Raw genomic sequence first — 14,947 nt, forward strand, 5'->3', positions numbered from 1 at the left:
TACACTGGTATGACTCCGCGCCGGAACGGCCGGAGCCATACCAGGATCCAAGAACTGAGGAGTTCCACCGTGCCCAAAGAAAGTGGCCGTAAAGTAGTGGCCACCAACCGCAAGGCCCGGCATGACTACCTCGTGCTGGATACCTACGAGGCCGGCATCGCCCTGATGGGGACCGAGGTCAAGTCCCTGCGCGAAGGCCACGCCTCCATGGTGGACGGCTTCTGCACGTTCTATAACGATGAGCTGTGGATGGAGGGCATCCATATCCCCGAGTACAACCAGGGGAGCTGGACCAATCACTCCGCACGCCGCCGTCGGAAGCTGTTGTTGCACCGTGAGGAGCTCAACAAGATCTCCGTGAAGATCCGCGAGTCCGGCTTCACAGTGGTTCCGCTGCAGCTGTACTTCCTCGACGGCCGGGCCAAGGTGGAAATCGCGATCGCCCGCGGTAAGCGTGAGTACGACAAGCGACAGACCCTGCGTGAGCAGCAGGACAACCGCGAAGCCCTTCGCGAGGTCCGGGAACGCAACCGCCGGTAGGAATGATTTCCGTCGGACATGCGTTAGAATAAGTAGTCCGGCAGGGATTTGTGCCTGCACAGCCCGGCCGGTTTGAAAACAAAATACGGGGATGATCGGTTTCGACGATGTTAGTCGCGACAGGTGAAGCGGGCCGAGGATGCAGAATTATCTCGTAAACGCTGTCTGCAAACCAATAAGTGCCAAATCAAACCGCACTGACTTCGCTCTCGCTGCCTAAGCAGTAAGACAGTCCGTCAGCCCGAGGTTGCTATTGCCCCGGATCCTGGCGTCATTTAGATAGCCACTGCTGCTTGCCTCCGTCATCGGGGCAAACGGGACTCTTAGATGACTGGGCCCGGATCAGCCACCTGTTTGCAGGAGGGCTGGGGCCGAGAAAATCCGACGCAAACTGCGCCCGGAGAAGACCTGTTAACACGATATCGGACGGGGGTTCAATTCCCCCCATCTCCACATTTTGAATGTCGCAAGACATTGCCAGAAGACCCGGACCCGCGTCCGGGTCTTCTGGCATTTAAGCGCCGTGTCTGCGCCCTGTTCACCCACGGCGTAGCCGTTCCGGGACTACCGGGCGCCACCGCGTGGTTGTCGACAATAAGCTTCGGCGCAGCACAAAGTCTGGAAGCCGGAGGCAGCAACGCCAGCCAGGAGGTGCGCCATGGACCCGGCGCGGGAACCCAGCTCTGCAGCGGCCGACGACGGTCCGCTTGACTCGTATTCGGAGACCGTCATGCGCGTGGCTGAGACAGTCACCCCGCATGTTGCGGCCATTGAAATGACCGGAAACCGACGTAACGGCCGTTTCCGCATGGGTGCCGGCTCGGCGGTGCTCTTCACGGAAGACGGCTACCTGCTGACCAATTCACACGTCGTGGCCGGCACACACCAAGGCCATGCCGCTTTTGCGGACGGCAGCAGGACCGACCTTGAACTGGTAGGGGCGGATCCTCTGTCCGACCTCGCGGTGGTCCACGGCCGGGCACCGAAAGTGGCCCCGGCGCAGTTCGGCGATGCCGAGACGCTCCGGGTGGGCCAGCTGGTCATTGCGGTGGGAAATCCGCTGGGCCTGGCCGGATCAGTCACGGCAGGCGTAGTCAGCGGCCTGGGCCGCGCCATTCCGGTGTGGTCCAGCGGCAACCGGCGCGTGATCGAGGACGTCATCCAGACCGACGCGGCACTCAACGCAGGCAGTTCCGGCGGTGCCCTGGCCGATACGCACGGCCGCATCGTGGGAATCAACACCGCCGTGGCCGGCGCCGGGCTGGGCCTGGCCGTGCCCATCAACACCACCACGCGGCGCATCATCTCAGCGCTGCTGAAGGACGGCCGTGTCAGGCGGGCTTATCTCGGCGTTGTCAGCACACCCTTCCGGCTCAATGCCAGCGCGGTGATCAGGACGGGACAACGGGACGGGCTGCGCGTGGTGGAGGTGCTGGCCGGTTCGCCCGCAGACCGCGGGGGCCTGCGGGCGGGTGACGTCATCCTGACAGCCGGAAGCCGCCCCGTCAGCAACGCTGAGAGCCTGCAGAAGCTGCTGTTCGCCGATGCGATCGGCCAGCCGCTGCCGATCCGTGTGCTGAGGGACGGCCAGGAAGTGGACATTGTGGCAGTGCCCGAAGAGATGGCCGGGAACGGGTAAACCGCTACCGGCGCTTCTTCAGGTGCGCTACCGGGTCCTGCGGGCCTTCAATCGGGCTCTTGGCCTTCTTCTCGGCGCGTTTTTCCTTGATGGTTTTGACCGGCTTTTTGTGCAGCTGCTGGTGTGGTGACTTGTCCGGCATGGCGTGCTCCTTACAACGGGGGACAGGCTGCGTCCCACTTCGTAAAATACGCCTGTTCAGCCCCGAATGTAATGCCCCGAATCAGTCCGGAACTGCAACGTCCGCGATGCCCACAAAACGGGTCCCGACGCCGTCGAACTCACTCCTGATAAGGCCCGCACGCAGCGACGGAACCTCATCCGGGGCATGGTGCCCGCACACCACATACGTGAATTCCGGCCACCATTTCTTGGGCCGGGCCGCTTCCTCATAGCCGCAGACGGCGCATTCCAGGTGCACCCAGACCGGACGCTTGCCGGTCCTGTTGGCCCGCGACTGGGTCAGCCATGCCGGCGGGTTATCCAGGATGTCGCCCAGCTCCGCCTCGGTCATTCGTTTGGGGATGCCATGGCGCTGGGCCATTTCCATCGGTACATCAAGGGCAATTGCCGCGTCACGTCTGCTAATCATCAGAGTCAACGATACGGGACCGGGCCAAACCCGAAAGAGCGTCCTACGACGCCAGTGCGATGCCCACAGCCGCAGCGGCAAATCCCGCGGCGAGGTTGGCTCCGATGTTCAGGGCTGCCGCCCCGAAGCGCGACTCACTCAGGAGCCGCACCGTGGCGGTGGTCCAGGAGCTGAACGTGGTGAGGCCGCCGGCAAGGCCGGTGGCGACGGCGGTCTGCCACTCGGGACCAAGGCCGAGCCGTCCGGTGATGCCGATGGAGAGCCCGATGATCAAGCACCCCGTGACGTTGACTGTCAGCGTGGCCCACGGCCAGTGCCGCGGCGTACCGCTGGCGCTGACAGTGGCACGGAGCCCGTCACGGTGTGCGAACCAGCTGTCGACGGCGAAGCGCAGCAGGGCGCCTGCCATGCCGCACACTCCCACCAGGACCGCGGCCATCATGACGCTGCCTCCAGCCGGTCGGTGAGCAGCCGCCCGGTCCGCCAGCCACCGGCCGCGGCGCCCAGACCCAGCAGCAGGGACAACCCCAGGTAGGCAATCCACACGGGATGTTCGCCGGCCGTGGCCAGCTGGTCAAGAGAGAAAATTACGGCTGAGAACGTGGTGAACGAGCCCAGAAGGCCTGGCCCGAGGCCGGCGCGGAGCCAGAATGCTGTATGCGGCCGGGCCATCCAGACCGTGGTGAGGGCGGCCAGCACAAAACTTCCGACGACGTTGATTCCCAGCGTGGTCCAAGGCATTGCCCCCGCGGTTTCCGGAAACGCGAGTCCCAGGCCATACCGCAGTTCCGTTCCGGCCAGGCCCCCTGCCGCAACGGCCAGCCAGGCCCCCCAGCGCGGCACGTGGGCGTTGCTCATTCAGCTGTCGCTGAGGGTGCAGCCGGTGTGGGGGTGGACGCTGTGGACCCAGAGCGCAGCGGTGACTTCATCCGCGAGATCGTAGTCCCGCTTCCGGCCCCCGTTGTTGATCCGCACCATCAGCGCGCCGCCGAACGGCTTGCGGCCCACTACCTCCACCTCGGCATCGAGATCGATTTCCTCGGCGGAAAGATACCGCAGCAGATCCGGATTCTCGTCGCTGATCCGGGTGATCCTGCCGGTGTGCCCGGGATCGAGTCCGCCGAGGAGATGGGCCTCCGGCAGCAGCACCGTGCCGTCCGCGGCGGGGATCGGGTCACCGTGCGGATCACGTTGCGGGTTGCCGAGTTTCGCCGCCATGCGCTCAATAAACGTGTCCGACACCGCGTGCTCCAGCAGTTCGGCTTCGTCATGGACTTCGTCCCAGCTGTAGCCGAGCTCCTGCACGAGGTAGGTCTCAATGAGCCGGTGCCGGCGCACCATGGACAATGCCAGCCGGACCCCGGAGTCCGTCAGGGTGATGGCGCTGTATGGCTTGTGGTCCACCAGGCCCTGGTCCTTGAGTTTTCGGACCATCTCCGAGACCGAGGAATTGGCCACCCCCAGGCGCTGCGCGAGCTGGGAAGACGTGATCGGTTTGTCCTGCCACTCCGTGAAGCCGTAGATGACCTTGACGTAGTCCTCGATCGAGGAGGAGGGCGCGCTGGTCTTCACGCCTCCAAGCCTACCCGGTGGTCCGCGCCCGTCACGCCTTCGTGGCCCGCCACGTCAGCGTCAGGTACGGCAGGCTGATGTCCTCTTCCACGGCGTGCCCCAGAAGCTCGTGCAGGTACCAGTCCAGGTTGGCCAGGACCTTGCTGCGGGTGGCTTCGCCGGCGCGCAGGTAGTAGCTGCGGGACTTCGTCAGTTCCATGATGTCCGCCGTACTGAGGCTGTCTTCCCACCGCGTCACATGGCTTTCGAGGCCTTCAAACTCCGGCCCGACCACCGGGCGGAACCCGGGCTTGTAGACGTCGCCCGCGTGCATGATGCGGGACAACCGGTGGACCCACGGAACGGACGTGTCCAGCTGGTTCCAGATCAGCCCCAGGGTTCCGCCGGGCCGCAGGATCCGCGCCAGCTCGGTGCTCGCCGGCAGCGGATCGCACCAATGCCAGGCCTGCGCAACGCTCACGACGTCGAACGAGGAGTCCGCGAGGCCGGTGGCCTCTGCGGTCCCTTGGGTCGCTGCGGCCGCCGGGTAGTGGGCCTGCAGCTGTCCAAGCATGTCCTGCGACGGGTCCACGGCGGAAACCGCCAGCGCGCGTTCAAGCAGCAGGGCGGTGAACTTGCCGGTCCCGGCACCCACGTCCGCAGCGTCCCTGGCCCCGGCAGGGATCAGCCAGTCCGCTGATTCGGCAGGGTAGCCAGGCCGTACACGCTGGTAATGTTCGCCGCCGTCCTGGAAACTCTGTCCGAGTTCCATGCGGCGTCCGTGCTCAAGCCTGGGGCCACCCCGTGCCACGTGCGGCCTCCTTCAACTGTGCCCGTCGGTATCCTTCGAATTTACCGTATGCGCCGCCGCCGGGTGGGCAGCCGCCAGGTGAGGAACGGGTCAGTCAGTCGTCGGTCAGTCGTCAAGGCACGGGGCGGCGCCGGCGGTGCCCGGCGTGTTGGGCGCCCAGTGCGGGTACGTGCGGGTGTCGTTGGCCGGAACCCAGCGGCCCGCGTCCACCACGTAGTCCCAGCCCAGGCCGCTCCGGCGCAGCTGTTCCAGGCCTGCAAGGAGCCGCTGGGCGTCCTCCAACCGGGAGCCCACACCGAAGCTGGCCCGCAGCGAACCGGAGGGGAGGCCGAGGCGCTTGAGCAGCGGGTGCGCGCAGAAGCGGCCATCCCGCAGGCCAACGCCGTGCTCGGCAGACAGGTAGGCAGCCACCAGCCCGGCGTCATACCCTGCCACGGAGAAGTTCACCACGCCGATGGTGCCGGTCTCGGCGTCCGTGTCCGAGAAGATCTGGTGCACGGTGACGCCGTCGATCTTCCCGAGCCCGTCTACCAGGAATGACCTGATAGCTGCCTCATGGGCATGCCAGCGGTCCTGGTCCAGGGACGCGATGACCTGGGTGGCGCGGGCCAAGGTGGCCGCGCCCAGGACGTTGGGGGAGCCGCCCTCATGCCGGGCCGGACCGGTGGCCCAGCTGACGCCGTCGAGCTTTGCCTCGCGAACGGCGCCGCCGCCGGCCAGGTGGGGAGTTCCGGCGTCGAGCCAGTCGGCGCGGCCCACCAGGACCCCGGAGCCGAAGGGTGCGTAGAGCTTGTGGCCGGAGAAGGCGAGGTAGTCGACGTCGTCGGCGCTGATACTGATGCGCCGGTGCGGCGCGAGCTGCGCGGCGTCCACCACGATCCGCGCGCCGTACTCATGGGCCAGTGCGGCCAAGGCCCTGATCGGGAGGATCTCGCCGGTGACGTTGGACGCCCCCGTGACGGCGAGCAGGCTGACGTTGCCCTGCTCAAGTTCGGCGCGGAGGACCTCGATGGTACCTGCGATTGTGTCCGCGGCGACGACGCTCCGGTGCGGGCCCCCCTGCCAGGGCAGGAGGTTGGCGTGGTGTTCGATGTCCAGGTAGAGGACATCGCCATTCGGCCGCCCGTCCGTCGCTGGCAGGCAACCCGCCAGCAGGTTCAATGAGTCGGTGGTGTTCCGCGTGAAGATGACGGAGTCGTCCGGGCGCCCGCCCACAAAGTCGCGCACGATGTCCCGGGCGTTCTCGTAGACGGAGGTGCTGATCTGCGACGCGTAGCCGGCGCCGCGGTGGACGCTTGCGTAGAACGGCAGGATCTCGTTGAGATAGGCGGACACCACGGAGAGGGCGGGAGCGGATGCGCCGTAGTCCAGGTTTGCATAGCGGACATGACCGCCCTGGATCAGCGGGGCCTGGATTTCCGCGCCGGTGACGGCGGAAAGGGGGCGCCCGGCGATGGCGGCGGCATCGCTGAACAGCGAAGCGGCGTTGGCGGGGGCGGCATTGTTGGGAGAAACAGTGTTGGGGGAGACTGTGGCAGTAGTCACGGAGACCTCACTCTTAAAGGACTCCCGGTACCGGGAATCCGCGCTTGCCGTGTCCGTTCCGGACCGGCCTGGTCGTCACCCGGGGCACCCCACCGCGAATGGAGGGTTGCCGGCCAGCAAACCGGGGTTTAGCGCTGGCACTCGTGACCTGTTAAGAGCGTAGAACATGGGCCGCGGCAAGAAGGAAGCCCGGCCCAATGTTAAGGGCTTTGTTACGCGAGTTTGAGGAATGGCACATTTGTCGAAGATACGACGGCGGGCGCCCCACTTGAGGAGGCGCCCGCCGTCGATAATTCGGTAGAAGTGCCTACAGAAGATCGTCCAGGTCCGGGTTCAGCCGCTTAAGGACCTCTGAGTGCAGGATGGAGTTCGTGGCCAGGGCGTTGCCGCCGAACGGTCCGTCCTGGCCCTCCAGGGAGGTGAACCGGCCGCCGGCTTCCACCACGATGGGCACCAGGGCAGCCATGTCGTACAGGTTCAGTTCCGGCTCGCAGGCGATGTCCACGGAACCTTCGGCCACCATGCAGTAGGACCAGAAATCGCCGTAGGCGCGCGTCCGCCACACGTCCTCGGTCAGGCCCAGGAACTCATCCAGGTTGCCGCGTTCCTTCCAGCCGCCCAGGCTGGAGTAGGACAACGAGGCATCCGAAAGTTTAGCGACGTTCGAGACCCGGAGCCGGGTTGCGGCGGCGAGGGACTTGCCCATGTACGCGCCGGAACCCTTGGCGGCCCACCAGCGCTTGCCCAGTGCCGGCGCGCTGACCACTCCCACCACGGGTTCGCCTTCGTCCACGAGGGCGATCAGTGTGGCCCAAACGGGGACACCGCGGACAAAGTTCTTGGTGCCGTCGATGGGATCAATGATCCAGCGGCGGGAGCCGTGGCCGGAGCTGCCGAATTCCTCGCCCAGCACGGCGTCCCGGGGACGCGAGCGGGAGAGCTGGCCCCGGATGGCTTCCTCTGCGGACTTGTCCGCGTCCGTGACCGGCGTCAGGTCCGGCTTGGTCTCGATGTGGAGGTCCAGTGCTTTGAAGCGGCTCATGGTCTGGTCATCCACGGAATCGGCCAGCACATGGGCAAGGCGCAGGTCATCGTTGTAGCTCGAAGCGGGTTGGATCATGGTTCCAAACTACCGTCTCAGGGCCGCGGGGTTGGGGACGTCGGCGTTCCGCCGCTAGCCGATGCTGCCCAGTTCCTTGGTTTCCTGGCCCACCAGTCGGGGATCAGTACCCAGCAGCCGCCGCAGCGACGCGAGCCGGGACGGGCCGGTGGGGCCCGCGTGGCCGGCCGTCACCCAGGCATCCACTCCGCAGTTGACGGCCGCGGTGTTGTGCTTGCAGCCACGCTCGCAGGCATCCGTGCCCGGCTCCAGGTCCGGGAAGGAGCGCAGGATCCGGTCCGGGTCCACATGGGCCAGGCCAAACGAGCGGATGCCGGGAGTATCGATGATCCAGCTTCCGGCGGGAGCTCCGGTCAGTTTCAGGGCAAGGGCCGACGACGACGTGTGGCGGCCGCGACCGGTCACCGCGTTCACGCCACCGGTAGCCCGTTCGGCCCCCGTGAGCGCGTTGACCATGGTGGATTTGCCCACGCCGGAATGCCCCAGCATCACCGAGACCTTGCCCTCAAGGTATGCGCGGAGCTGCGAAACTGCATCACTGTCCAAACGGGCCGAGAGGCCGTCATCGGAGCGGGCATCGATACCGGAGGCCTCGGAGTCCGACGTGCGGCTGATGATCACCGGGAAGTCCAGGTGTTCGTAGTTGGACAACAGTTCCGCGGGATCCTTGACATCTGCCTTGGTGACGAGCAGCAGCGGCTCAATGCCGGCGTCGTAAGCGGCCACCAGGGCGCGGTCAATGAAGCCGGTGCGCGGCTCCGGGTTCGCGGCGGCCACCACCACCACCAGCTGATCGGCGTTGGCAACCACCGCACGTTCGATCGGATCCGTGTCATCGGCGCTGCGGCGCAGCAGGGTCCTGCGGTCCTGGATCCGGACCAGGCGGGCCAGGGTGTCGGGCTCCCCGGAGACATCGCCTACAAGGGAGACGAAGTCGCCGGCCACCACGGGGGAGCGGCGCAGTTCGCGGGCCCGCGCGGCGATAATGATCCGCTCGTCGCCCGAGTCCTCACCGACGACGGCGGTGTACCGGCCGCGGTCCACGGTGATGATGCGGCCCGTGACGGCGTCGTCGTGGCTGGGGCGGTCCTTCGTGCGCGGCCGGGAGCCCTTTTTGCTGGGTCGGATCCGGACATCGGACTCGTCCCAGGAATCAGTGCTGCGTGCCACCAGTGGGACCTTCCGTGGCGTCATTGGCGGGCGCACCCTGGGCCAGCATGTCGGCCCACATCTGCGGGAATTCCGGCATGGTCTTAGCCGTGGTGGCGATGTCCTGGACCTCGATGCCCGGAACTGCGAGGCCGAGGATGGCGCCCGCGGTGGCCATCCGGTGGTCCGCGTAGCTGTGGACGACGCCGGCGTGCAGCTTTGCCGGGCGGATCACCAGGCCGTCGCTGGTCTCTTCCGCGTCGCCGCCGAGGCGGTTGATTTCGGTGACCAGCGCGGCCAGCCGGTCCGTTTCGTGGCCGCGAAGGTGCGCGATGCCCGTCAGCCGTGAAGGTCCGCTGGCCAGGGCGCAGAGGGCCGCCACGGTGGGGGCGAGTTCGCTGGTTTCGTCAAAAACCGCACCCATGATCTCTGGCCCGCCGATGACGGTCAGGACCCCGTCAGCCAGGCTGACGTCCGCGCCCATCTCCGCCAGGATGCTGCGCCAGAGATCTCCCACCTGCGTGGTGCCGGTGGGCCAGTCCGGGATGCGGACGGTGCCGCCGGAGGCCAACGCTGCTGCCAAAAACGGGCCGGCGTTGGAGAGGTCCTGCTCAATGCGCTGATCAAAGGCGCGGATGGGACCGGGTGCCACCACCCAGTGGTTCGGTACAGAATCGTCCACTGCCACGCCGACGCCGCGAAGTACGGCCACGGTCATGTTGATGTGGTCCAGGCTCGGCACCGGTTTGCCCACATGCTCCAAGTGGAGCCCCTCGGTGAACCGGGCGCCGACCAGCAGGAGGGCCGAGACGAACTGGGATGACGCGCTGGCGTCGATCACCAGGTGGCCGCCCCGGACTTCCCCGGTGCCTTCAACGGTGAACGGCAGCGACGAGGGGGTCCCGCCGTCGTCCGCGGTCAGGGCCACCCCGAGAGCCTTCAGGGCCTCGATGATGGTGCCCATCGGACGCTTCCGGGCGTGGGGGTCGCCGTCGAACACGCTCACGCCGTTGCGCAGTGCCGCCAGCGGCGGAACAAAACGCATCACTGTTCCGGCGAGGCCGCAATCGATGTGCGTCGTCGACGACGGCGCCTCCTGGCTCAGGGGCGTGACCTCAAGGTCCGGCCCGAAGGCGCCGTCGCCGGGCACTTCCGTGATGGTGGCTCCCAGCTGACGGAGGGCCTCGATCATCAGTGCGGAGTCCCTGGAATGCAGGGGTGCGCGGAGACGGGACGGCCCGTCAGCCAGCGCGGCCAGGACCAGGAACCTGTTGGTCAGGGACTTTGAACCAGGCACCGTGACGGTGGCATTGATGGGCCTGCTGGCGAAGGGTGCCGGCCAGTGCGGAACGGTGTCGGTGGAGATGTGGGAGTCCGTGGCTGCGGGCGGGGTGGAACCGGTCATCCGTCCTTACTCCCCCGTTGCGTGATCCACGGCGCGGCGCACGGCCTTGTCCGCCTTGTGGAGCTTTTGGCCGGTGGTCTTCCGGGCACCCGCAGCAGTCTTCCGGGCGTCCGCAGCGAGGTGCTCGGCACGCCAGGCCAGGCCCGGCTTGCCGGCGGTGTCCACGGAGGCGAGCAGGGCGCCCCCGCTGAGGGAAATGTTCTTGAGCAGCTGGTTCCGGCGGGCCTGGCGGCCTTCCTTGGTGCTGATGTCCGCGCTGCGCCACTCGACAAAGGTGTTAAGGAGGGAGATAACGGTCAGCAGAGATGCCGAGAGGCGGCTGAACTTGCCCAGGCCGAACAGTACGCCGGCACCCACCTGCGTTCCGCCGATCACCCGTGCCAGCATCTTCTCGTCGGCCTGGAACGGCAGTGACGCGGCCGCCTTCTGCAGGAGCGGCGAGAGCTGGGTGGCGGTGTCATCGGCGTTCTTCAGCTTGTCCAGTCCGGCGACGACGAAACTGGAAGCCAGCATGGGGCGGGCGAGAGTACGGACAAAGGACATGGATTTCCTCCTGGCTGGACGAACCGCACCGAATGCGGCGGAGTCCGTTCTAGTCTTGCACTTTTGAGGAATATTTGCCTGCCGCCAGCGGTTATGGATTGCGGGTCCGCCGAACACCGGACGAATTGACTCACCACGGATTGCCCGGCAGGTATTTGCCTGGAACACCATGGCCTGACACAGAGTGGAGTTGCCCTTGAGGTTACTGAAGGACGGGACGAAGTCCGCCGGACCCGTAGCACTGCAGACTCTGGAATCCGATCCTCCGGAGTACGGAACGGCGCGCGCCAAGACCGTAACAGTAGACTTGAACGCAATGAGCACCCTGGATCCGGCCCTAGAGGCCATGTATGAGGCCTCCGAACGTGAAGCCAAAACAAGCAGCGACGCCACTGCCAGCAGCGACGCGCCGGCAGGGCGTGACGCACAGCCTGAAGCGGAAGTCCCCGTGCCCGCTGAGCCCGTGCCCGCCGAGCCCGTGTCCGCTGAGCCCGTGTCCGCTGAGCCTGTGCCTGCTGAGCCTGTGCCTGCTGAGCCTGCCGAGCCTGTGTCCGCTGAGCAACCCGTGGACGTGGCAACCGAATCAGCGGAGGAACGCCGGGTCCGTTTTGAGCGTGATGCCATGCAGTACGTGGATCAGCTTTACTCGGCCGCCATGCGCATGGCCAGGAACCCCGCCGACGCGGAAGACCTCGTCCAGGAGGCCTACACCAAGGCGTTCTCAGCGTTCCACCAGTACAAGCCCGGTACCAACCTCAAGGCCTGGCTGTACCGCATCCTGACCAACACGTACATCAACCTGTACCGCAAGCGGCAGCGCGAACCGCTGCAGTCGAACTCGGACACCATCGAGGACTGGCAGCTGGCCAGGGCGGAGTCACACACGTCCCGCGGCCTGCGCTCGGCCGAGGCTGAAGCGCTGGACCACCTGCCGGACTCGGACGTCAAGCGGGCGCTCCAGTCGATCCCCGAGGAGTTCCGGCTGGCGGTGTACTTCGCCGACGTCGAAGGCTTCGCCTACAAGGAAATCTCGGACATCATGAACACGCCCATCGGGACAGTGATGTCCCGGCTTCACCGCGGCCGGAAAATGCTGCGGGACATGCTGGCGGACTATGCCGCCGAACGAGGATTCAAAGGCGCCGTCGAATCACAGGACACGGCCGCGAGCACAAAACAGGAGAACAGGAAATGAGCGACTGCCAGGGATTGGGCGACTGCGATGACGCCCGAATGCAACGCATCTACGAATACCTCGACGGGGCTTTGACCCGGGAGGACATCAGGGAAATCAAGCATCACCTTGATGAGTGCCCTGAGTGCACCGAGCAGTACGACCTCGAGTGCGTGATCCGCACCATGGTGAAGCGCTCGTGCACCGAGGCTGCTCCGGAGAACCTGAAGAACGCCATCCTGGACAGGATCCACTCCATCCGCCCGGTGGACGCCTGACACAAGCGGTACCCGTCTGCAGGGACTGACCGCGTGGACGCCTGACTGCGGGGATGCCCGTCAGCAGTACTGCAGGCGCAAAAGCAGCGCAAAGACGAAGGACCCCGGAAGCCGTGTGGCTTCCGGGGTCCTTCGCTTAAACCGTTTTCCAAGCTTTAGCTTAGGCGTTGGGGCGCTTCCCGTGGTTCGCGCCGCCACGCTTACGGTCACGACGTTTACGTGCACGCTTGCTCATAGCTGGCCTCCTTAAATGTTGGTACTCAAAAGAGCTGCCCTCAAGTCTCCCACACCATGGGACACGCCGCGAAACCGAAACGGGCTGTGACCGGGGGCAACACCGACCGGCGGCGCCGGCCGGCGGTTTGCTCAGCCCGTCGGCTGAGCCTGCGGCTCAGCCGGGCAGTGAGTTGCGGATGGAGATGCGTGCCTGGTCCAGGACGGTCCTGACGGTTTCCAGCGTGACGGCGCTGAGCGGCTGTCGGGTAGCCTGCAGCCGAAGTTCCACACGCAGATCGTCCCGGAACGCCTGCAGCAGCATCTCCGCTTCCTTCAGCTCGCGGATCCCCTCCGACGACTGGCGGCCGGCCTTCCTGAAATCGGCGGCCCGCGCCGTGGAACGGGCCGCCTCTGCCGTGGCCGCCAGGTCTGCCCGCAACCCGCGCATGTTGGCGCGGATATCCGCCCGCAGGTTGTCCGCCAGGCGGCGGACGGAAGCGGAAATGTCGTTCTCGACGCCGGCGAGTTCCTCCCGGCGCTTGTTGAGTTCAGCAAGGCCAGCCGCAGTGATGCGGTAGTTGGTGCGGCGGCCAACAGACTCGGTGTCGACGAGCCCCTCTTCTTCCAGCTTCCCCAGCCGCGGATAGATGGTCCCCGCGCTGGGGGAGTACGTGCCGCCGAACCGTTCGCTGAGGGCTTTGATCAGTTCATAGCCGTGTTTGGGCCCTGACTCCAGCAGCGCGAGCAGGTACAGCCGGAGCGCACCATGGGCGAACACCGGGGGCATCAGTGCCCCGCTTCCGGGCTTCTTGCGTCGTCGTTGCGGGCCGGCTGGCCATGGAAGATGGACGTCTTGCCGGACACCGAGTTGATCCGGACCAGCATCAGCTTGCCGTCCGGTCCGGCAATGGTTTCCACCTTGCCGCCGGGCTGGGAGTACTGCTGGTCATCAATCACCACAACGCCGCTGGCGGACTTCGCCACGATGTCCACCCCGACGTCGTGGGGCAGCCTGATGGTGAGGTCGCCGGAGACTGAATTGGCGCCGAAGTCGTGGGTAAAGCCGAGCAGGTCAAAACTCATGTCGCCGCTGACGGTGTGAGCCCGGATGTTGCTGAACCGGCCCGATGCGGTGACCTCGCCGGAGACGCTCTTGGCGGTCAGGACGCCGTCGTGGTTTCGCGCGATGACCTCTCCGCTGACGGTATTGACGTGAAGTTCTCCGGACGTTCCGTCTGCCATCACAGAACCCGAGACGGTATTGAGCCGGGTGTGCCCGCTGGTTCCGGAGACGAGGCCGTCGCCGCTGACCGTGCCGGCCTCCACCTCCACGCCGGCCGGCAGGGCAATGCTGATAACCGCGGAGTTGTTGCTGTTGTGGTTGACCGTGCCCATCAGGTTCTTGAACCAGCCCTGGGGGCCGTGCAGCTGGTGGCGGACCTCGAGCCTGCCGTCCGTCAGCGTCACCGACACGGGATCGCCATGGACCTCGTTGATCTCCACGCGGGCAACGGCGTCGGAGTGGGTCACGACGTCGAACCTGCCGCGGACCATGCCCAGCTTCAGCGACCTGACGTTGTCAACATCGATGGTTTGCGGACCTGTGACGGTCCAGCTGTCTTCTGTCATGAATCCTCCAAAATCGCGATATATCGTGACTGATACTTCAAGATATAACGGACCGCTGGACCCGTCAAGATATATCGCGACTGGATCCTGGGGAACCCTACTCGGGGGCGTCCATGCCCAGCCACTGGAACCAGCCACGGTGGAGCACCAGCCAGGCCATCAGGCCATAGCCCGCTTGCCCGGGAGTGCCGGTGTTGGCCGCAAGGTCCTGGCGCCACTGTTCGTGGTTCAGCAGCGGGGAGAACGTGTCCACGTAGAGGTGCTTGCGCCTGGTGGTGACGTCAGCGAAGGCCGTGTTCAGATCGGCGAGCCGGCGGTTCTGGACCGGGTCCAGCGTGGGCGGCGGGCCCACCACAAACACCTCGATCCCGTTCTGCATGGCGGTATCCAGGATGTTGGCCAGGTTCAGGCGGCTCCGGGCCGTGGAGAGGCCGAACTCGATGTCCCGGCCCGAGAGTCCGATCACCAGGCGGTTCTCGTGCTGGTCGCCGAACCGCCGTCCGGCCTCTTCCTGCCAGCGGGCTGCCAGCCCTTCCGTTCCTTCCTGGGGACAGGGGAGGGCGTAGGTCTCCATGACCATGCCGTCCTGCGGAGTGCGGGCCAGCACGCGGCCCAGCCAGCCGAGGGCCCTGGGATCGCCCAGCCCGGCCAGCAGTTCATCTCCAACAGCTGCGATCCGCAGCTTCCTGTCTTCCACAAGTCCCTCTTTACGTCCGTGCCGATTGAGGCCAACCGGCGTGGCTATGATCCATCTT

19 protein-coding genes, 1 other RNA gene and 1 riboswitch are annotated in these 14,947 nt (G+C 66.0%); of the genes, 5 read left to right on the forward strand and 15 right to left on the reverse strand.

Translation table 11 applies throughout. The features are described from left to right. The first annotated feature begins 69 nt into the window (after positions 1 to 69). The 3 genes from smpB (at position 70) to AC50YA_RS00950 (ending at position 2,179) form a co-directional block, all read left to right on the forward strand. Positions 70 to 540 (forward strand): SsrA-binding protein SmpB, encoded by a 471-nt coding sequence (gene smpB, locus AC50YA_RS00940; protein WP_160672161.1) that lies wholly within the window; start codon positions 70 to 72, stop codon positions 538 to 540. An 87-nt stretch (positions 541 to 627) separates the two neighbouring features. Continuing rightward, positions 628 to 996: a transfer-messenger RNA gene (ssrA, locus tag AC50YA_RS00945) on the forward strand. A gap of 202 nt (positions 997 to 1,198) precedes the next feature. Next, positions 1,199 to 2,179, forward strand: a complete 981-nt coding sequence (locus AC50YA_RS00950; RefSeq protein WP_494980528.1) for a S1C family serine protease — start codon at positions 1,199 to 1,201, stop codon at positions 2,177 to 2,179. Positions 2,180 to 2,183: 4 nt separating this feature from the next. On the opposite strand, the gene AC50YA_RS00955 is transcribed toward AC50YA_RS00950, so the two are convergent. From AC50YA_RS00955 to AC50YA_RS01005, 11 genes are all read right to left on the reverse strand, one after another. Beyond that, positions 2,184 to 2,321 (reverse strand): hypothetical protein, encoded by a 138-nt coding sequence (locus tag AC50YA_RS00955; RefSeq protein ID WP_185260969.1) that lies wholly within the window; start codon positions 2,319 to 2,321, stop codon positions 2,184 to 2,186. A gap of 81 nt (positions 2,322 to 2,402) precedes the next feature. Further along, a complete protein-coding gene (locus AC50YA_RS00960; RefSeq protein ID WP_494980529.1) occupies positions 2,403 to 2,771 on the reverse strand; it encodes a hypothetical protein in 369 nt (122 codons plus the stop codon). A gap of 43 nt (positions 2,772 to 2,814) precedes the next feature. Beyond that, positions 2,815 to 3,213: a fluoride efflux transporter FluC gene (locus AC50YA_RS00965; RefSeq protein WP_494980530.1), complete on the reverse strand. Its 399-nt coding sequence runs from the start codon at positions 3,211 to 3,213 to the stop codon at positions 2,815 to 2,817. Further along, positions 3,210 to 3,629 (reverse strand): fluoride efflux transporter FluC, encoded by a 420-nt coding sequence (locus AC50YA_RS00970; RefSeq protein ID WP_494980531.1) that lies wholly within the window; start codon positions 3,627 to 3,629, stop codon positions 3,210 to 3,212. Before AC50YA_RS00970 ends, AC50YA_RS00965 begins: the two co-directional genes overlap by 4 nt. Beyond that, positions 3,630 to 4,343, reverse strand: coding sequence for a metal-dependent transcriptional regulator (locus AC50YA_RS00975; protein WP_494980532.1), 714 nt, complete (start codon positions 4,341 to 4,343; stop codon positions 3,630 to 3,632). A gap of 31 nt (positions 4,344 to 4,374) precedes the next feature. After that, entirely contained in the window at positions 4,375 to 5,133 is a 759-nt protein-coding gene (locus AC50YA_RS00980; protein WP_494980533.1) for a class I SAM-dependent methyltransferase, read from the reverse strand. A gap of 105 nt (positions 5,134 to 5,238) precedes the next feature. After that, entirely contained in the window at positions 5,239 to 6,678 is a 1,440-nt protein-coding gene (locus AC50YA_RS00985) for an aminotransferase class V-fold PLP-dependent enzyme (protein WP_494980534.1), read from the reverse strand. A 35-nt stretch (positions 6,679 to 6,713) separates the two neighbouring features. Continuing rightward, a riboswitch (SAM riboswitch) is annotated at positions 6,714 to 6,827 on the reverse strand. 158 nt (positions 6,828 to 6,985) lie between these two features. After that, positions 6,986 to 7,798 carry a histidinol-phosphatase gene (gene hisN, locus AC50YA_RS00990; protein WP_494980535.1) on the reverse strand — a complete coding sequence of 271 codons (813 nt, stop codon included), beginning with the start codon at positions 7,796 to 7,798 and terminating at the stop codon, positions 6,986 to 6,988. 54 nt (positions 7,799 to 7,852) lie between these two features. Next, entirely contained in the window at positions 7,853 to 8,968 is a 1,116-nt protein-coding gene (gene rsgA / locus AC50YA_RS00995) for a ribosome small subunit-dependent GTPase A (RefSeq protein WP_160672142.1), read from the reverse strand. Then, positions 8,952 to 10,352 carry a 3-phosphoshikimate 1-carboxyvinyltransferase gene (aroA, locus tag AC50YA_RS01000; protein ID WP_494980536.1) on the reverse strand — a complete coding sequence of 467 codons (1,401 nt, stop codon included), beginning with the start codon at positions 10,350 to 10,352 and terminating at the stop codon, positions 8,952 to 8,954. The genes rsgA and aroA overlap by 17 nt, the downstream gene beginning before the upstream one ends. 6 nt (positions 10,353 to 10,358) lie before the next feature. Then, complete coding sequence (locus tag AC50YA_RS01005) at positions 10,359 to 10,895, reverse strand: DoxX family protein (RefSeq protein ID WP_494980537.1); 537 nt, start codon at positions 10,893 to 10,895, stop codon at positions 10,359 to 10,361. 316 nt (positions 10,896 to 11,211) lie between these two features. Here AC50YA_RS01005 and AC50YA_RS01010 point away from each other — a divergent pair, with 316 nt between their 5' ends. Together AC50YA_RS01010 and rsrA are read left to right on the forward strand one after the other, a co-directional pair. Then, positions 11,212 to 12,090, forward strand: a complete 879-nt coding sequence (locus AC50YA_RS01010) for a sigma-70 family RNA polymerase sigma factor (protein ID WP_494980538.1) — start codon at positions 11,212 to 11,214, stop codon at positions 12,088 to 12,090. Further along, positions 12,087 to 12,347 carry a mycothiol system anti-sigma-R factor gene (gene rsrA, locus AC50YA_RS01015; RefSeq protein ID WP_354252195.1) on the forward strand — a complete coding sequence of 87 codons (261 nt, stop codon included), beginning with the start codon at positions 12,087 to 12,089 and terminating at the stop codon, positions 12,345 to 12,347. Before AC50YA_RS01010 ends, rsrA begins: the two co-directional genes overlap by 4 nt. Before the next feature lie 160 nt (positions 12,348 to 12,507). On the opposite strand, the gene AC50YA_RS01020 is transcribed toward rsrA, so the two are convergent. The 4 genes from AC50YA_RS01020 to AC50YA_RS01035 all read right to left on the reverse strand — a co-directional run bounded on the left by AC50YA_RS01020 (position 12,508) and on the right by AC50YA_RS01035 (position 14,889). Continuing rightward, the gene (locus AC50YA_RS01020; RefSeq protein ID WP_104061284.1) at positions 12,508 to 12,582 is read right to left on the reverse strand and encodes a 50S ribosomal protein bL37; all 75 of its coding nucleotides are present in this window, start codon (positions 12,580 to 12,582) and stop codon (positions 12,508 to 12,510) included. Positions 12,583 to 12,738: 156 nt separating this feature from the next. Beyond that, complete coding sequence (locus AC50YA_RS01025; protein WP_494980539.1) at positions 12,739 to 13,350, reverse strand: PadR family transcriptional regulator; 612 nt, start codon at positions 13,348 to 13,350, stop codon at positions 12,739 to 12,741. Next, the gene (locus tag AC50YA_RS01030; protein ID WP_494980540.1) at positions 13,350 to 14,192 is read right to left on the reverse strand and encodes a DUF4097 family beta strand repeat-containing protein; all 843 of its coding nucleotides are present in this window, start codon (positions 14,190 to 14,192) and stop codon (positions 13,350 to 13,352) included. Before AC50YA_RS01030 ends, AC50YA_RS01025 begins: the two co-directional genes overlap by 1 nt. 97 nt (positions 14,193 to 14,289) lie before the next feature. Continuing rightward, entirely contained in the window at positions 14,290 to 14,889 is a 600-nt protein-coding gene (locus AC50YA_RS01035) for a GDSL-type esterase/lipase family protein (protein WP_494980541.1), read from the reverse strand. Positions 14,890 to 14,947: the final 58 nt, after the last annotated feature.

The organism is Pseudarthrobacter sp. RHLT3-21 (genome assembly GCF_059383495.1).

Coding starts and splice junctions, on each gene's coding strand:
- AC50YA_RS00960 (WP_494980529.1), bottom strand. CDS start 2,771: ATGATTAGCAGACGTGACGCGGCAATTGCCCTTGATGTACCGATGGAA.
- AC50YA_RS01025 (WP_494980539.1), bottom strand. CDS start 13,350: ATGCCCCCGGTGTTCGCCCATGGTGCGCTCCGGCTGTACCTGCTCGCG.
- aroA (WP_494980536.1), bottom strand. CDS start 10,352: ATGACCGGTTCCACCCCGCCCGCAGCCACGGACTCCCACATCTCCACC.
- AC50YA_RS01005 (WP_494980537.1), bottom strand. CDS start 10,895: ATGTCCTTTGTCCGTACTCTCGCCCGCCCCATGCTGGCTTCCAGTTTC.
- rsrA (WP_354252195.1), top strand. CDS start 12,087: ATGAGCGACTGCCAGGGATTGGGCGACTGCGATGACGCCCGAATGCAA.
- AC50YA_RS00950 (WP_494980528.1), top strand. CDS start 1,199: ATGGACCCGGCGCGGGAACCCAGCTCTGCAGCGGCCGACGACGGTCCG.
- hisN (WP_494980535.1), bottom strand. CDS start 7,798: ATGATCCAACCCGCTTCGAGCTACAACGATGACCTGCGCCTTGCCCAT.
- AC50YA_RS00965 (WP_494980530.1), bottom strand. CDS start 3,213: ATGATGGCCGCGGTCCTGGTGGGAGTGTGCGGCATGGCAGGCGCCCTG.
- AC50YA_RS00970 (WP_494980531.1), bottom strand. CDS start 3,629: ATGAGCAACGCCCACGTGCCGCGCTGGGGGGCCTGGCTGGCCGTTGCG.
- AC50YA_RS01010 (WP_494980538.1), top strand. CDS start 11,212: ATGAGCACCCTGGATCCGGCCCTAGAGGCCATGTATGAGGCCTCCGAA.
- AC50YA_RS01030 (WP_494980540.1), bottom strand. CDS start 14,192: ATGACAGAAGACAGCTGGACCGTCACAGGTCCGCAAACCATCGATGTT.
- AC50YA_RS00955 (WP_185260969.1), bottom strand. CDS start 2,321: ATGCCGGACAAGTCACCACACCAGCAGCTGCACAAAAAGCCGGTCAAA.